Annotated in this window: 14 protein-coding genes; 12 read left to right on the forward strand and 2 right to left on the reverse strand. The window is 33.9% G+C overall.

Going from position 1 to position 14,209, the window contains the following annotated elements; genetic code table 11:
• Positions 1-4 precede the first annotated feature (4 nt).
• The 4 genes from BK821_RS05115 (at position 5) to BK821_RS05130 (ending at position 3,871) form a co-directional block, all read left to right on the forward strand.
• Positions 5-781, forward strand: coding sequence for a 3-hydroxybutyrate dehydrogenase (locus BK821_RS05115; protein WP_071331369.1), 777 nt, complete (start codon positions 5-7; stop codon positions 779-781).
• Between the two features lie 101 nt (positions 782-882).
• A complete protein-coding gene (locus BK821_RS05120; RefSeq protein ID WP_071331370.1) occupies positions 883-1,842 on the forward strand; it encodes an ornithine cyclodeaminase family protein in 960 nt (319 codons plus the stop codon).
• Positions 1,843-2,025: 183 nt separating this feature from the next.
• Positions 2,026-2,901 carry a 5'-nucleotidase, lipoprotein e(P4) family gene (locus BK821_RS05125; RefSeq protein WP_071331371.1) on the forward strand — a complete coding sequence of 292 codons (876 nt, stop codon included), beginning with the start codon at positions 2,026-2,028 and terminating at the stop codon, positions 2,899-2,901.
• A 124-nt stretch (positions 2,902-3,025) separates the two neighbouring features.
• Complete coding sequence (locus BK821_RS05130) at positions 3,026-3,871, forward strand: sialate O-acetylesterase (protein WP_046837721.1); 846 nt, start codon at positions 3,026-3,028, stop codon at positions 3,869-3,871.
• A gap of 281 nt (positions 3,872-4,152) precedes the next feature.
• Here the strand turns inward: BK821_RS05130 and BK821_RS05135 are convergent, their stop codons facing one another.
• Positions 4,153-4,458 carry a monooxygenase gene (locus BK821_RS05135; protein WP_046837722.1) on the reverse strand — a complete coding sequence of 102 codons (306 nt, stop codon included), beginning with the start codon at positions 4,456-4,458 and terminating at the stop codon, positions 4,153-4,155.
• 431 nt (positions 4,459-4,889) lie between these two features.
• On the opposite strand from BK821_RS05135, the gene isaB reads away from it, so the two are divergent.
• The 3 genes from isaB (at position 4,890) to cidR (ending at position 7,451) form a co-directional block, all read left to right on the forward strand.
• Entirely contained in the window at positions 4,890-5,453 is a 564-nt protein-coding gene (gene isaB / locus BK821_RS05140) for an immunodominant staphylococcal antigen IsaB family protein (protein WP_046837723.1), read from the forward strand.
• Positions 5,454-5,635: 182 nt separating this feature from the next.
• Positions 5,636-6,484: a class A beta-lactamase gene (gene bla, locus BK821_RS05145; protein ID WP_046837724.1), complete on the forward strand. Its 849-nt coding sequence runs from the start codon at positions 5,636-5,638 to the stop codon at positions 6,482-6,484.
• Positions 6,485-6,572: 88 nt separating this feature from the next.
• Positions 6,573-7,451 (forward strand): cidABC operon transcriptional activator CidR, encoded by an 879-nt coding sequence (gene cidR / locus BK821_RS05150; protein WP_046837725.1) that lies wholly within the window; start codon positions 6,573-6,575, stop codon positions 7,449-7,451.
• A gap of 606 nt (positions 7,452-8,057) precedes the next feature.
• On the opposite strand, the gene BK821_RS05155 is transcribed toward cidR, so the two are convergent.
• Complete coding sequence (locus BK821_RS05155; RefSeq protein ID WP_046837726.1) at positions 8,058-9,002, reverse strand: LacI family DNA-binding transcriptional regulator; 945 nt, start codon at positions 9,000-9,002, stop codon at positions 8,058-8,060.
• Positions 9,003-9,151: 149 nt separating this feature from the next.
• Here BK821_RS05155 and eda point away from each other — a divergent pair, with 149 nt between their 5' ends.
• The 5 genes from eda (at position 9,152) to BK821_RS05180 (ending at position 14,135) form a co-directional block, all read left to right on the forward strand.
• Entirely contained in the window at positions 9,152-9,769 is a 618-nt protein-coding gene (eda, locus tag BK821_RS05160) for a bifunctional 4-hydroxy-2-oxoglutarate aldolase/2-dehydro-3-deoxy-phosphogluconate aldolase (RefSeq protein ID WP_046837727.1), read from the forward strand.
• 2 nt (positions 9,770-9,771) lie between these two features.
• Entirely contained in the window at positions 9,772-10,749 is a 978-nt protein-coding gene (locus BK821_RS05165; protein WP_071331372.1) for a sugar kinase, read from the forward strand.
• A 124-nt stretch (positions 10,750-10,873) separates the two neighbouring features.
• The gene (gene uxaC / locus BK821_RS05170) at positions 10,874-12,280 is read left to right on the forward strand and encodes a glucuronate isomerase (protein ID WP_071331373.1); all 1,407 of its coding nucleotides are present in this window, start codon (positions 10,874-10,876) and stop codon (positions 12,278-12,280) included.
• A gap of 2 nt (positions 12,281-12,282) precedes the next feature.
• Positions 12,283-13,317, forward strand: a complete 1,035-nt coding sequence (locus tag BK821_RS05175; RefSeq protein WP_046837730.1) for a mannonate dehydratase — start codon at positions 12,283-12,285, stop codon at positions 13,315-13,317.
• Positions 13,314-14,135 (forward strand): SDR family oxidoreductase, encoded by an 822-nt coding sequence (locus BK821_RS05180; RefSeq protein WP_046837731.1) that lies wholly within the window; start codon positions 13,314-13,316, stop codon positions 14,133-14,135. The genes BK821_RS05175 and BK821_RS05180 overlap by 4 nt, the downstream gene beginning before the upstream one ends.
• The last annotated feature ends 74 nt before the right edge of the window (positions 14,136-14,209 follow it).

Raw genomic sequence — 14,209 nt, forward strand, 5'->3', positions numbered from 1 at the left:
AATAATGGTAGAAGATAAGGTAATGATTATGACTGGAGCTGCAAGTGGGATAGGTTTAGGGATAGCAAAAGCCTTTTTAAATAAAGGTGCAAAAGTAGTCTTAGCGGATCTAGATAAAGATAAGTTAAACCAAGAAGTAGCGCAATTAAAGATACAAGGCTTTGATTGTATAGCTATAGAAGTTGACGTTACAGAGGAAAATGAAATGGCACAAATGATAGAAGAAACAATGAGGCACTATGGCCGTTTAGATATACTATTTAATAATGCTGGTTTACAACATGTGACTCCTATCGAATCATTTTCTACAGAAAAATTTCGACAAATGGTTGATATCATGCTTACTGGCAGCTTTATCGGGACAAAACATGTTTTACCTATTATGAAAGAACAAGGATATGGTCGAATATTAAATATGTCATCTATTAATGGAGTCATCGGTTTCGCTGGCAAAGCTGCTTATAATAGTGCAAAACATGGAATCATTGGATTGACGAAAGTAGCAGCACTGGAAACAGCAACAGAAGGCATTACTGTTAATGCCCTTTGTCCAGGATACATCGATACACCACTTGTACGCAATCAGATGGAAGATTTGGCCAGCCATAGAGGCGTGTCTTCTGAACAGGTATTAGAAGAAGTATTATTTCCATTAATCCCACAAAAACAACTCATCGACATACAAGATGTTGCAGACTATGCGTTATTCTTATGTAGTGATGGCGCAAAAAGTGTGACAGGGCAAGCAATCTTAATTGACGGTGGTTATACAGCTCAATAATGAACGCATAGAATAATTATGAACAGACAATCATAAGTGAACTTAAAGTATGTTATGGCTGATATGTTTAAAGAAACTAATGATGAATAGAGGTGCTACTTATGCTATTTATAGATGAAAAGGAACAAGCTGCTTTATTAAATATGGAAGAAGTTGTCGAAGTAGTTGCAGAATCATTACGCGCATATTCAGAAGGTAAGACGGATACGCCTTTGAGATATGTTTTACCATTTAACGAAGCAAATCGTTATTTAGTCATGCCGGCCTTATCAGATGAATTAAAAGTTGTAGGATTAAAAACAGTAACAGTTGCGCCTAATAATGCTAAATCAGGTAAAAATACCATAGTAGGTTCTGTCATTTTATCAGATTATGAAACAGGAGAAACTTTAGCGGTGCTTGAAGGTTCTTATCTAACTAAAATTCGAACAGGGGCTATTACAGGCGTAGCAACGCAATATCTCGCACGCCAAAATGCCGAAACATTATGTGTGATAGGCACTGGCGATCAAGCCCAAGGCATAATAAAAGCAGTATTAGCGGTCAGAGATATTAAACGTATCCAATTTTATAATCGCACATATGAAAAGGCAATTCGTTTTGCGAAGCAAGTTCAAAGCGAATATACAAATATAGATGTAGAGGTATTTGATCATGTTGATAAAGCTATTGAGCATGCAGATGTGATTGTTACTGCGACGAATGCTACGCACCCCGTATTTAATCGCGCATTAGAACCAGGGGTCCATGTTAACGCTGTTGGATCATTTAAACCTGACATGCAAGAGTTGCCATCACATGCGATTGCCAAGGCAGATAAAGTCATAGTTGAAGCGGTAGATGTAGCAATGGAAGAAACAGGTGACCTCATTACACCAGTGTCAGAAGGTATATTCACTAAAGCAGATTTACATGGGGAATTAGGAAATATTGTAGCATCTAAAATAGAAGGGCGTTTAACTGAATCAGAAATCACTGTATTTAAATCAGTAGGTGTAGCGATTGTAGACATTGCAGTTGCCAATTATTTCTATCAAAAAGTGCTAGAACAACAAAAGTAAATATAAAACATAGGTTAGGGCTTATTTAAAAAGTCCTAACGTTTTTTTGAATTTAAGGATAAATAAAAATATGTTGAAAATAGATAGTAACATTATATTTTTTAAATAAAAAATAGCTATTGAAATTGATAAGTAGCGTAGTAATATAGTGTTAAGATGTAAAAATGAATAGGAGTGATATGTTTGAATAAAATCACAAAATATACAGCAGTATTAACATTAGCTAGTGCTATGACTTTCGCGTCCACATCAACTGCTCAAGCAACTACTGAGGTGCTAACACAAGCATCTCAACAAACACCACAACAGGTAAATCTGGGTTCTGAAAATATTATGGCAGTGGCATGGTATCAAAATTCGGCAGAGGCTAAAGCCCTTTACTTACAAGGCTATAATAATGCAAAGACTAATTTAGATGAAGCACTCAAAAAACATAAAGGAAAAGAAAAGTTAGCCATTGCACTTGATATTGATGAAACAGTCTTAGATAATTCACCATATCAAGGATACGCAGCATTACATAATCAACCTTATCCTGAAGGTTGGCATGAATGGATTCAATCCGCTCAAGCTAAGCCTGTATACGGAGCGAAATCATTTTTAGAATATGCAGATAAGAAAGGCATTGATATTTACTATATTTCTGATAGAGATAAAGAAAAAGATTTTAAAGCGACGAAACATAACCTTAAATCAGAAGGTTTGCCACAAGCTAGTGATAAACATATTATGCTTAAAGATAAAAATGATGAAAATAAAGCATCACGAAGAGAAGCGGTTAAAAAGGACCATAGATTGATCATGTTATTTGGAGATAATTTATTAGACTTTGATGATCCTAAGCAGCCGACGCAACTATCCCGAGAAGCATTAGTAAACAAACATAGTAAAGATTTCGGTAAGAAATATATTATTTTCCCAAATCCAATGTATGGTAGTTGGGAGTCTACACTTTATGAAAATGATTTTAGCAAGTCAGATACATATAAAGATCAATTACGCAGACAATCAATACAATATTTTGATCCTGACACAAAAGACGTTAAGCAGGATAAATAATTTAAAGCTAAAAAGAGGGAGCGTAAGCCCTCTTTTTTATTTAGTCTATGTATAGCTATATCATATAGGTTGTGTTATTTTTAAATTATTAGTAAGTTATTGTTTTTATAAAGGGGGACATAGCATGAAATCTATATTACTTATAGGGCAGTCTAATATGGCTGGACGTGGGTTTATTGATAACGTGAAGCCGATTATTGATGAGCGAATTCAAGTATTGAAAAATGGTCGATGGCAAATGATGGATGAACCTATTCATAGTGATCGTACAGTAGCAGGTATTGGACCGGCAGCTTCTTTTGCCAAATTATGGTTAGATGAACACCCAGAGGAAACGATTGGATTAATTCCATGTGCAGATGGTGGGACATCTATAGACGATTGGGCAGAGGAACAACCCTTAACTAGACATGCAATTTCAGAAGCAAAGTTTGCGATGGAAACAAGTGAACTTATAGGAATATTATGGCATCAAGGTGAAAGTGATAGTATGGATGGTAAGTATCAAGATTATGCCCCTAAACTTAGCCGATTAATACAACATTTCAGAGATAGATTAAATGTACCAACTGTACCTTTTGTCATGGGATTATTAGGCGATTATTTAGGGCGTGAAGGTTTTGGTCAAAGTGCTACAGAATTTGCACAAATTAACGCGCAAATTATAGCTGTAGCGACAAAACAGTCTAATTGTTATTACGTAACAGGAGAGCAATTGTTAGCCAATGCTGATGGTATACATATTAACGCGCAATCTCAACGATTATTAGGCATGAGATATTTCGTAGCCTTTTCGAAAGAACGAGATGTGACTGTACCATTGCCAGAAGAAGCATACGCAGAGCAACTTTTATATAAACATGAATATACTAAAAATGAAAAGATGTATCAGCTTGTTGCTGAATTTTCTCAAAATAAAATATCCTTTGAAACGTTTGGGGAACGTATGACAAAATTACAGCAAACGTAGTTAGAGATATAGTTTACAGATATATTGCTTATGTGGAAGTCATTTAATAAAGTGAAGAATTTTTAAGAGGAAATAAATACTAAATATGGATAAAAATGATTCTAAGACCTCCACTAAAGTACAGGTCTTAGAATCACTAGGGGATATTATTTAGATAGATCTAATAAAACTAATGAAGTCATCTAAAACATGATATAACTGGTACTGAAATAAGCCTTTCAAAATCATCAGCAAATGTGATTTATTGAAAGGCTTATTTTTGAGTAATCGAATAGGTCAAATTAGAAGATAGGGCCATGCGTGATTTTTGTTAATGTCTCGTTAATTGTAAATATCTTAGCATTGACTTCGTTTACACCTATTGATGCGAGACGCTTAGAATGCATTGTCAGATAGTTTTGAGCATCGTTCTCAGTTTCAAATGCATAGATACCACCAGCCTCTTTGCTATATTCATTTTCGGTCCATATTTTCCATAAAAAACCAGGTTCTTTATTAATGGACTTAGCTAAATCTGAAAATTGATGAGCCATTTCTTCACTAAAAGGTCCTTCCATAGAAAAATCTACTTGTAAAATATATATCAAAATAAACATCCTTCCTAAAAAATGATATAATCATCAATTTTAGAGTAAATTATATTTTAAATCAATAAAGCGGTTTCATATAAACGATGTAATAAGATAAGAAAAACTTGCAATTGTCCTAAATAGGAGTATGATTAAGATGAAATATTACACAACTATATTTAGTTATCAAATCCCCCAAAAAATAGCTATTTCCATGAATTTGTTAAAATTATATTGAATCTAGTTATTTTACCAAGATAATTAAAGTACAAAGTAAGTGTAATGACAATAAGCATGTGGACTGTATGAGATAAGTAGATTTTGTCGGATACATTAAAGGGGAATGAAATATTTTCATAATAAAAGTAACATATTTGTAGATAATGAGCGCATTAAATAAGCTGTTTTTATAGTCAATAGGGATACTACAAAATGGGGAGTGATTTACTATGAACAAAATTGTTAAAGTATTGTCTTCAACAGCCATTGTATCAGCACTTGTCGTAGGTTCTTCCGCAGCATATGTATCAACGAATGGTCATGAGGCGCAAGCGGAGCAAAAAGTAAATAAAGAAGCAACTTGGGGTTACGGTAAGAGTGGTATGAGTCTGAAAGCAGAAATTCCGTGGTATAAATATGAAGGTTATACAACTTATAATGCAGCATTTACACAAGATTATAATTTTGTAAGAGCATTAAAATACGATAATGTCACAATGAATGGTTATAAAGTAGATCAAGACGCTAAAAAAGAATTCGATCATACTAAGGAACTATATGATACTTCAGTCAGTTTTAATAGTGATGATGAAGTAGTACAAATCACTTTCTTTACTAAACCTAATACTGTATCCAAAGCAACATTTAAGGATGCACACAGTTCAAATAAAATCATCGAAGAAGGTAAACTCGGTAATGAAGACGGCACATATGTAACTTATGAGACAAATGATGGCAATTACACAGCATTCTTTAATCCAAAAGGAAATTTGATGGAAGTAACAATTGCTTAATAAGTGAAGCGACAAAAAGTGAATAGCAATGCTTGAACCTCCACTATTGATCATAGTTAATGTGGAGGTTTTGCTATGATAAAAAAGACATAACATTCATTGTAATCTATCGTAGTGATAACTATAATGAATTTAAATCAAGAAATTATTTTTGAAGGAAATAAAATAAAAGGGGATGTACCATGAAAAAAATATTATATAGTGCATTAATTTGTTTATCCGTTGCTACTTTAAGTACTAAAGTTGCTTCAGCCAATGAATTCGATCAGTTGGAAAAAGAAAATAGCACGACAGTAGGGGTCTATGGGATTAATACTGAAAGCGGAAAAGAAATTAAGCATCATTCGGATGAAAGGTTTGGATATGCATCTACATTTAAAGCGATAGCTAGCGGCGTCTTATTAAATAATTATACTGAGAAAGAAATAAATAAAAAAATACAAATTCAGCAAAAAGATATTGTGGCATATTCACCAGTAACGGAAAAATATGTAGGGAAGCAAATGACTCTTAAAGCATTAATAGAAGCAGCGATGTTAAAAAGTGATAATACTGCTAATAATTATATTATAGGAGAGATAGGTGGCATTTCGTCCTTTAAAGCAGCTTTACAACATTTGGGTGACCATGTCTCAGACCCGCAACGACTGGAACCTAACCTAAACAACTATGACCCGACAAATACGGCAGATACAACAACACCAAGAGCGGCAGCCCACACATTAAATGAATTGTTAACAAGTAATCAAATGGATACTAAAAATTTAAAATTACTTAAACGTGTGATGATAGAGAATGAGACGGGAGACCAATTAATTAAAGCTGGTGTGCCTAATCACTACTTAGTAGGAGATAAAAGTGGGCAAGGCACAACCTATGCGACTCGAAATGATATTGCATTTATTTATCCTAAAAAAGGCGATAAACCTATCATCCTCGCAGTATATACTAAAAAAGATGATAAAGAAGGAACACCAGACGATAAAGTCATAGCAAAAGCAGCACAAATTGCGATTAAACAAATAGAATAAATTGTTAGCTGCATAATATGATTACATTTGAACACGCACTACTTAAAATTCGATTTGAAGATTATGGAGTAATTCTGAGGAGCATCATATGGAAATAAAACAAATGAAATATTTTGTAGAAGTCGTTAAAAACGGTGGAATGACTCAAGCTTCAGAACACTTATTTATAGCACAATCTACAATCAGTAAAAATATTAAAAGTATAGAAGATGAATTTAATATTACGTTATTTGATCGAAGTAAAAAACGTATTGTCTTGACAGATGTAGGACGTGTTTTTTATGAAAAATGTCAAAAAGCCATGGCAGCGCTCGATGATTTGTCTCTTGAGATGGGTGACGTTACCAATCTGGAAAGAGGGCATATTCGAATAGGTATCTCTGCTATTATGAATGTCAGGTTATTTACTGAAAGCCTAAACCAATTTCATCATAGATTTCCGAATGTTACTTATGAAGTGATTGAAGGTGGTGGTAAAGCAGTGGAATTTTATTTGAATAATGATGAAATCGATGTAGGTATCACGACATTGCCAGTTGATGATGACATATATCATGCCATTCCATTGTACAAAGAAAATTTACTGCTTGTTGTAGCTAAAAATACTGAATTAGCAAGTCATACATCTGTGTATCTCGGTGATTTAAAGAGAGAAAGTTTCGTTATGTTTCATGATGATTATTATTTAAAAGATCAAATTATAGAAAGTTGTAGAAAAGTGGGGTTTCATCCTAAAACTGTAGCTAAGATGTCTCAAATCACTTTCATAGAAAACATGATACGTGATGGCATAGGCGTGAGTATACTACCGGAAAGTATCGTGAACGTATTGAGTGAAGATGTTGTTGGTGTTCCGCTTCATGGAGCAGATGTATCGTGGAATTTAGGCGTGATTTGGAAGAAGGAAAGTTATATTAATTATGTCACTGATGAATGGATTAAATTCTTAAATGACATAAGACGATAGCATGGATATGAAAATTATAGAGCTTCGAAGTATTCCTCTGAGGAATTTAAAATATTCCAACTATGTATTTTAATCATACAATATACAGTAATATAATAGATAATGTAGAGGGTTATGAGTGCTGATGCATTGTCATTAGATATTGATGAAGTAAGTATTTCGAGGCATATTAATATCATAGTAGAGTAAATACGTGTGTTTATATCGCAAACATAAGTTAACTATCAGGACTCATAACTGAAACATTTGAATGATACTAAAGGAGTCTTTTAGAGAAGAAGCAATATATTTAGAAATACGCACAGGTTAGAGATGGTGCATTGAACCTTTGCGCGTTGATGATATATTGATAACCTCAGAGCTATAGATGAATCATGATTATAGGTAGTAACACTATATAAGCCTTGAAAGTCAGTTGGCTATGAGTGAAAGACAATAATTAAATGATTCTATGTAATGTTTTTAAATACTTATAAATCAAGTAGAACAATAAGATATTAGACTAACCCTCTAGATAAATATCTCTCTCAAATAAAGCGACTATAACTACACCGTCCAATGTAGTTATAGTCGCTTTGTTGAATTGTAAACAAGTGTATAATGTGATTAGTGCGTATCTTGTAATGTAGGATGTAAATGGTAAGTCTGTTCTGTTGGTAAGTCATTAATGACTTTATCTAAAGTATCCACAATGGCTTGCGCTATAACACTTGTTGGTACACCAATTGCGTGAACAGGGTAATCCAATTTTTTTATTTGAGGTATATTGTCATATGAGTAAATGATTGGTCGTTGTGTTGTGCCCATCGCATTAATTGTACCTACTGTAATGTCATAGCTCCCACAAATAACGCCTGGTGCAAGTGTGTCGTGTTGTAGGAATTTTTTAATCGATGCTTCAGCTTCTATGGCGTTTAAGCCGTTTGAAGCAATAATCCTATGGTTGATATTTTGTTGCTTACAATATTGCAAAACGGCATCTTTTTTAGCGATTTGGCGCACATCTGTAGTATCAACCGCGCCAATATAATCAATTTGTTGTACACCATGCGCTAATAAACGTTTAATAGCCATAATCATCGCTTCAGCGTGATTGACATTAATGATGGGATAAGGTGTTACTCTATCTACACCATAAGCGACAACAGGTATATTATTGTAAATTTCAGGTGGCAAATTTGTATGATCTCCTTCATCAAAAATAACAATACCATCGCAGCCGAATTCTACAAATTTCTTTGATGCAACTGACACATCATCAATAGATACAAACATGACATAACCTAAGGCTTTAATAGCATGATTGATCTCTGATATTAGATGTGTTACGGCTACACGATCTACAGAAGGCCATATTAATCCAATGGTACCACTTTTCTTAGAAACAAGCGCTCTTGCAGATTGATTGGCAATATAATTCATTTCTAGTGCCTTTTGTTGAATCATTTGTTTCGTTTCAGGTTTAACGAGTTGAGAATTTTTCAATGCTTTACTGACTGTGGAATAGCTGACACCACAGGCTTCGGCAACATCTTTTAAAGTCACAGCCATAAAACTTCTCCTTGATATTAATTGATTTAATTTAGAATTAATTATACCATAGTGATAAGTCATACAATATTTTTTTGACTAAAAATAACAACGTTGTTATTTTTAAAAATGTAATTAGATACTACTATAACTCATAAGGGGATGAAGATATGAAATCCACGAAAGTCTTGAAAATGATTCATGAAGGTCAGCATATTGCAGTTATGCGTACAGATCATGCTGAATCATTCTTAGATATTGCTAATATCATTATCGACCAGGGGCTTAATATTATTGAAGTTACCCTAACAACGCCAGACGCGATGCATATCATTGCACAATTATCGAAAAGAGAAGATGCTTTAATAGGTGTAGGCACTGTACTTGATAGCGTATCTGCGAGAACAGCTATATTAAACGGCGCTAAGTTTATTGTCAGTCCTTCCTTTGATGAAGAAACAGCAAAAATCGCTAATTTATATGATGTACCCTATATTCCTGGCTGTATGACAGTTAAAGAAATGGTTGAATCGTTACAATTTGGTTGTAAAGTATTGAAATTGTTCCCAGCAACACAGTTTTCACCTAATGCGCTTAAAGACTTTAAGGGGCCATTACCTCAAATTGAAATTATACCAACAGGCGGTATTGGCAAAAATAACCATAAAGCATGGTTAGATGCGGGTAGCTTTGCTGTAGGAATAGGAAGTGAAATCACTAAAATTTATACACAAGAAGGAAAATTAGCATTAGAACAATATATTTCAGGATTGAAAAGTGAGGTATAACAATGACAATATATGGATTTGGTGAAATATTATTACGCTATACGCCACCGCAGTATGAACAATTAAAAGATGCACACAACTTTAGTGTGAAGGTGGGTGGTACAGAGCTGAATGCACTCGTAACATTGGCCCAATTTGGTCATCAAACTGAAATCGTTACAGTATTACCCCCTCATGCATTGGGAAATATTGCTTCACAAAAAATAGTTCAATCAAATGTTGGTGCGCAATTTGTAAAAAAAATGGACGGACGTATAGGAACTTACTACATGGAAGAAAGTTTTGGTTTCAGAAGTGGCAATATAATTTATGATCGCGAAAATTCTACCTTTGCCCAACACGGGGACTTAGCATTAAACGAATTAAATAGGAATATACAAAGTGGTGATCATTTTGTATTTACAGGTGTTACACTTGCAGTAAATGAGAGTTTTCGTAATCAAATTGTACAAATACTTACAACATTAAAACAACAAGGTGTTTTCATTGTCTTTGATATTAACTATAGAAGTAATTTATGGTCAAAATCCGAAGCAGTATCAGTTATTCAATCAGTGTTACCGTTAGTTGATATATTATTTTTCGGGGAAAAAGACGCTACACATTTATTAGAAATTAATTCAATGGATGATGATATTAAAGTTTGTGCGAAAACAATCCAAGATCAATATGAGATACCAATCATCGCTTCTAGTAATAGGGACATTGAAGAGAGTACGCTCCAAGGTATTATATTATCTGATGAAAATTACATTCAAGGACAAGCATATACTTATACAGTACTTAATCGCATAGGTGCAGGCGATGCATTTATGGCAGGGGTCTTACACGGTTTAATTCATCGATGGGGGTTGAAAGAAACGATAGACTTTGCGACAAAATGTTCTGTAATGCAACATACAACAACTGAAGATGCGTTGTCTGTTAGTGAAAATGATGTGTTAAAATTATCCTCACATTTTGGGGAATTAAAACGATAAAGTGATGGCATAAAATAGTGTAGAAGATAGAAAAAATTTTTTGGTATATTTTGTAAGCGCATACACTACCGAAGAAAGTAGCACCTAATAAATTTTAAAATAAGTAATAGTAAGGAGAAAAATTATGGCGTTAATTAATGATAATTTTTTATTGAACAGTAAAACAGCTATTAAATTGTATAAAAAAGTAAAAGAGATACCGATTTGTGATTTTCACTGTCATTTAGACCCAAAAGAAATTTATGAAAATAAAAATTATGATAATATCACACAATTATGGTTAGGAGGAGATCATTATAAGTGGCGTCTAATGAGAGCATACGGTATTGAAGAGGATTATATTACTGGAAATGCAGACGATTATGATAAATTTAAAGCATTTATGCAAATGTTACCTTATGCTGCTAGTAATCCGATGTACCATTGGTGTTCGCTAGAATTAAAACGTTATTTTAATCAAGATACAAATCTAGATCAAGTAAATATTAAAAAGCTATATAAATCTTTGAATCGCACATTAGCAAAGTCGACACATACACCACAAGCATTGATTAAGCGGAGTAATGTTTCTGTAGTATGTACCACTGACGATCCATGTGATGAATTGAAATACCATCAATTGTTAAATCAAGATAAAAAAGTAACATTTAAAGTGTGTCCTACATTTAGGCCAGATAGTTATATATTTTTAAACGACACATCCGTTAAGGATAAAGTTGAACAACTAGACAAGGTAACAGATTGTACGATTAATAATTTAGAAAGCTATATTAATGCACTTAAATCACGAGTATATTATTTTGACAGACAGGGTGCTAAAAGTGCTGATCAGAGTTTTGAAAAAATCCCATTAATGATCATGACAAGTGAAAAAGCGAACCAAGCCTTTGAAGATTTAGTAAATGGACAAAGCATATCAGAAACACAGCAATACGAACTTGCAGGATACATTTTAACAGAAATTAGTAAAGTCTATAAAGAACTAGACTGGGTTGTACAATTCCATTTAGGACCAATTAGAAATAATAATTCGAAAATGTTTCAACTCGTTGGTGCAGATAGTGGTTTTGATAGTGTTGGTGAGCAGTTGAGTGCGAAAGCATTAAACGCAATGTTAAACCATCTTGAACACCATCGCGCATTATCTAACACCATTATTTATCCTAATAATGGTAACGACCATTTGATGGTTCAAGCGACTGCAGGTAATTTTACAAATAGTGAACATAAAATTCAATTAGGTGCAGCATGGTGGTTTAATGATACTAAAGAGGGCATGGAACAACATCTCATAGATTATGGAAATATAGGATTGTTGTCACAATTCGTAGGTATGTTAACAGACTCGCGAAGCATGATTTCCTATACGCGACATGAATATTTCAGAAGAATATTATGTAATTTTATTGGAAGTAAAATTGAAAAAGGTGAAATTGCATTGTCTGAAGATACAGTAGAAGCAATGCTGAAAAATATTTGTTATAACAATGCCTTAAATTTATTCAAAATTGAAGGCATTAAGGAGGTATAAATATGGAATTATCATTTCGTTGGTATGGCGTAGATGACCCAGTAACATTAGCATATATTAAACAAATACCTGATATGAAACACATCGTCTCAGCGATATATGATGTGCCAGTTGGAGAGGTTTGGACAAAATCCAAGATTGCGCAATTAAAAGCAACTATAGAAACAAGTGGATTAAAATTTGAAGTCGTAGAAAGCTTACCTGTTAGTGAATCAATTAAATTAGGCACACCACAGCGTGATGTACTTATAGAAAACTATAAAACATCTTTAGCTAATTTAGCAGCGCATGGTATAAAAACTGTGACATATAATTTTATGCCTGTATTTGATTGGACTCGATCCCAATTAGATTATCGATTTGCTGATGGTTCAAATACATTAATTTATAAGCATGACCAAATTAAAGACATTGACCCATTAACTACTGATTTAAATTTACCTGGCTGGGATGAAAGTTATACACGTGAAGAGATGAATCAGCTTATTTCCGCGTATCGTGAAATGTCTGATGATCAATTATGGGATAACTTAAAATATTTCTTAGAAGGTGTCTTACCAACAGCAATTGAACATGATATTAATTTAGCTATACATCCAGACGATCCACCGTGGTCTATTTTTGGAATTCCACGTATTATAAAAAATAAAGAAAGTTATCATCGTTTGTTATCAATTAATAAAGACACACATAATGGTATTTGTTTCTGTACAGGTTCACTTGGATCACTTGCAGAAAATGATTTACCAGCAATGATTAGAACGTTTGGAGACTATATTCATTTTGTACACATGCGTAATGTGAGGCGATTAGATGAATATTCATTTGTAGAAACAGGCCACTTATCTAAAGATGGTTCTGTTGATATGAAGGCGGTGGCAGAAGCATTAAGAGATATTCATTTTAAAGGAACAATTAGACCAGACCACGGTCGTATGATTTGGGGAGAAACTGGAAAAGCTGGCTACGGATTATTTGATAGAGCGTTAGGTGCAACATATATAAATGGTTTAATTGAAGGAGTGAGTAAATCATGACGTTACAATTTAAAGATGTGAATGTAGTGATCACTGGTGCGACTGGCGTTATAGGTTCTACGTTTGTGAGGGCGCTAGTTGCTAAAGGTGCCAATGTGGGTATCTTAGGACGCTCTGAAGACAAAATGATTCAACTACAAGATGAAATTGATAAAGATAGAATACAAACGGTTAGGTTAGTAGCAGATGTTTTAGATAAGACAGCACTCGTTCAAGCTAAAGCGAACTTTAATGATAAGTTTGGTAAAGTCACAGTTCTTATTAATGGTGCCGGTGGTAATGATGCAAATGCGACTACTAATGACGAAACGTATGATGAAACGGGAGATCATACTTTCTTTGATTTGACTGAAGAGGGTGTTGATAAAGTATTTAAATTAAACTACTCAGGCACATTTTTGCCAGCACAAATCTTTGGTAAAGATGTCGTAGAATCTGAAAAGGGTACAATCATTAACATATCTTCAATGAATGCATTCACACCGCTAACGAAGATACCAGCTTATAGTGGTGCTAAGGCTTCAGTAAGCAATTTCACACAATGGTTAAGCACGTATTTTGCTGGTAAAATACGGGTAAATGCCATTGCTCCTGGTTTTTTTGAAACAAACCAAAACAAAGCGTTATTAAGAAATAAAGATGGCTCTTATTCAGCGCGAGCCGCCAAAATTCTATCGCAAACGCCTATGAATCGATTTGGTGAACCTGAAGAAATTTTAGGTACTTTATATTGGCTGATGGATTATGATATGAGCGGGTTTGTCACAGGCATTGTAGTACCAGTAGATGGTGGATTTTCATCATATTCAGGTGTATAAGCCACCATTAGCTTTGGGCTAGTTGATATTGATTTATAAATAATGCCTCACATAACATAAATGAATGAGACAGT

The organism is Staphylococcus sp. LCT-H4 (genome assembly GCF_001866145.1).
GTDB classification, from domain to species: Bacteria; Bacillota; Bacilli; order Staphylococcales; family Staphylococcaceae; genus Staphylococcus; species Staphylococcus succinus.

Bases quoted from the DNA above. Each gene is read 5' to 3' on its own strand.
- BK821_RS05115 (WP_071331369.1), top strand. From the start codon at position 5: ATGGTAGAAGATAAGGTAATGATTATGACTGGAGCTGCAAGTGGGATA.
- BK821_RS05120 (WP_071331370.1), top strand. From the start codon at position 883: ATGCTATTTATAGATGAAAAGGAACAAGCTGCTTTATTAAATATGGAA.
- BK821_RS05130 (WP_046837721.1), top strand. From the start codon at position 3,026: ATGAAATCTATATTACTTATAGGGCAGTCTAATATGGCTGGACGTGGG.
- isaB (WP_046837723.1), top strand. From the start codon at position 4,890: ATGAACAAAATTGTTAAAGTATTGTCTTCAACAGCCATTGTATCAGCA.
- bla (WP_046837724.1), top strand. From the start codon at position 5,636: ATGAAAAAAATATTATATAGTGCATTAATTTGTTTATCCGTTGCTACT.
- cidR (WP_046837725.1), top strand. From the start codon at position 6,573: ATGGAAATAAAACAAATGAAATATTTTGTAGAAGTCGTTAAAAACGGT.
- BK821_RS05155 (WP_046837726.1), bottom strand. From the start codon at position 9,002: ATGGCTGTGACTTTAAAAGATGTTGCCGAAGCCTGTGGTGTCAGCTAT.
- eda (WP_046837727.1), top strand. From the start codon at position 9,152: ATGAAATCCACGAAAGTCTTGAAAATGATTCATGAAGGTCAGCATATT.
- BK821_RS05165 (WP_071331372.1), top strand. From the start codon at position 9,772: ATGACAATATATGGATTTGGTGAAATATTATTACGCTATACGCCACCG.
- uxaC (WP_071331373.1), top strand. From the start codon at position 10,874: ATGGCGTTAATTAATGATAATTTTTTATTGAACAGTAAAACAGCTATT.
- BK821_RS05175 (WP_046837730.1), top strand. From the start codon at position 12,283: ATGGAATTATCATTTCGTTGGTATGGCGTAGATGACCCAGTAACATTA.
- BK821_RS05180 (WP_046837731.1), top strand. From the start codon at position 13,314: ATGACGTTACAATTTAAAGATGTGAATGTAGTGATCACTGGTGCGACT.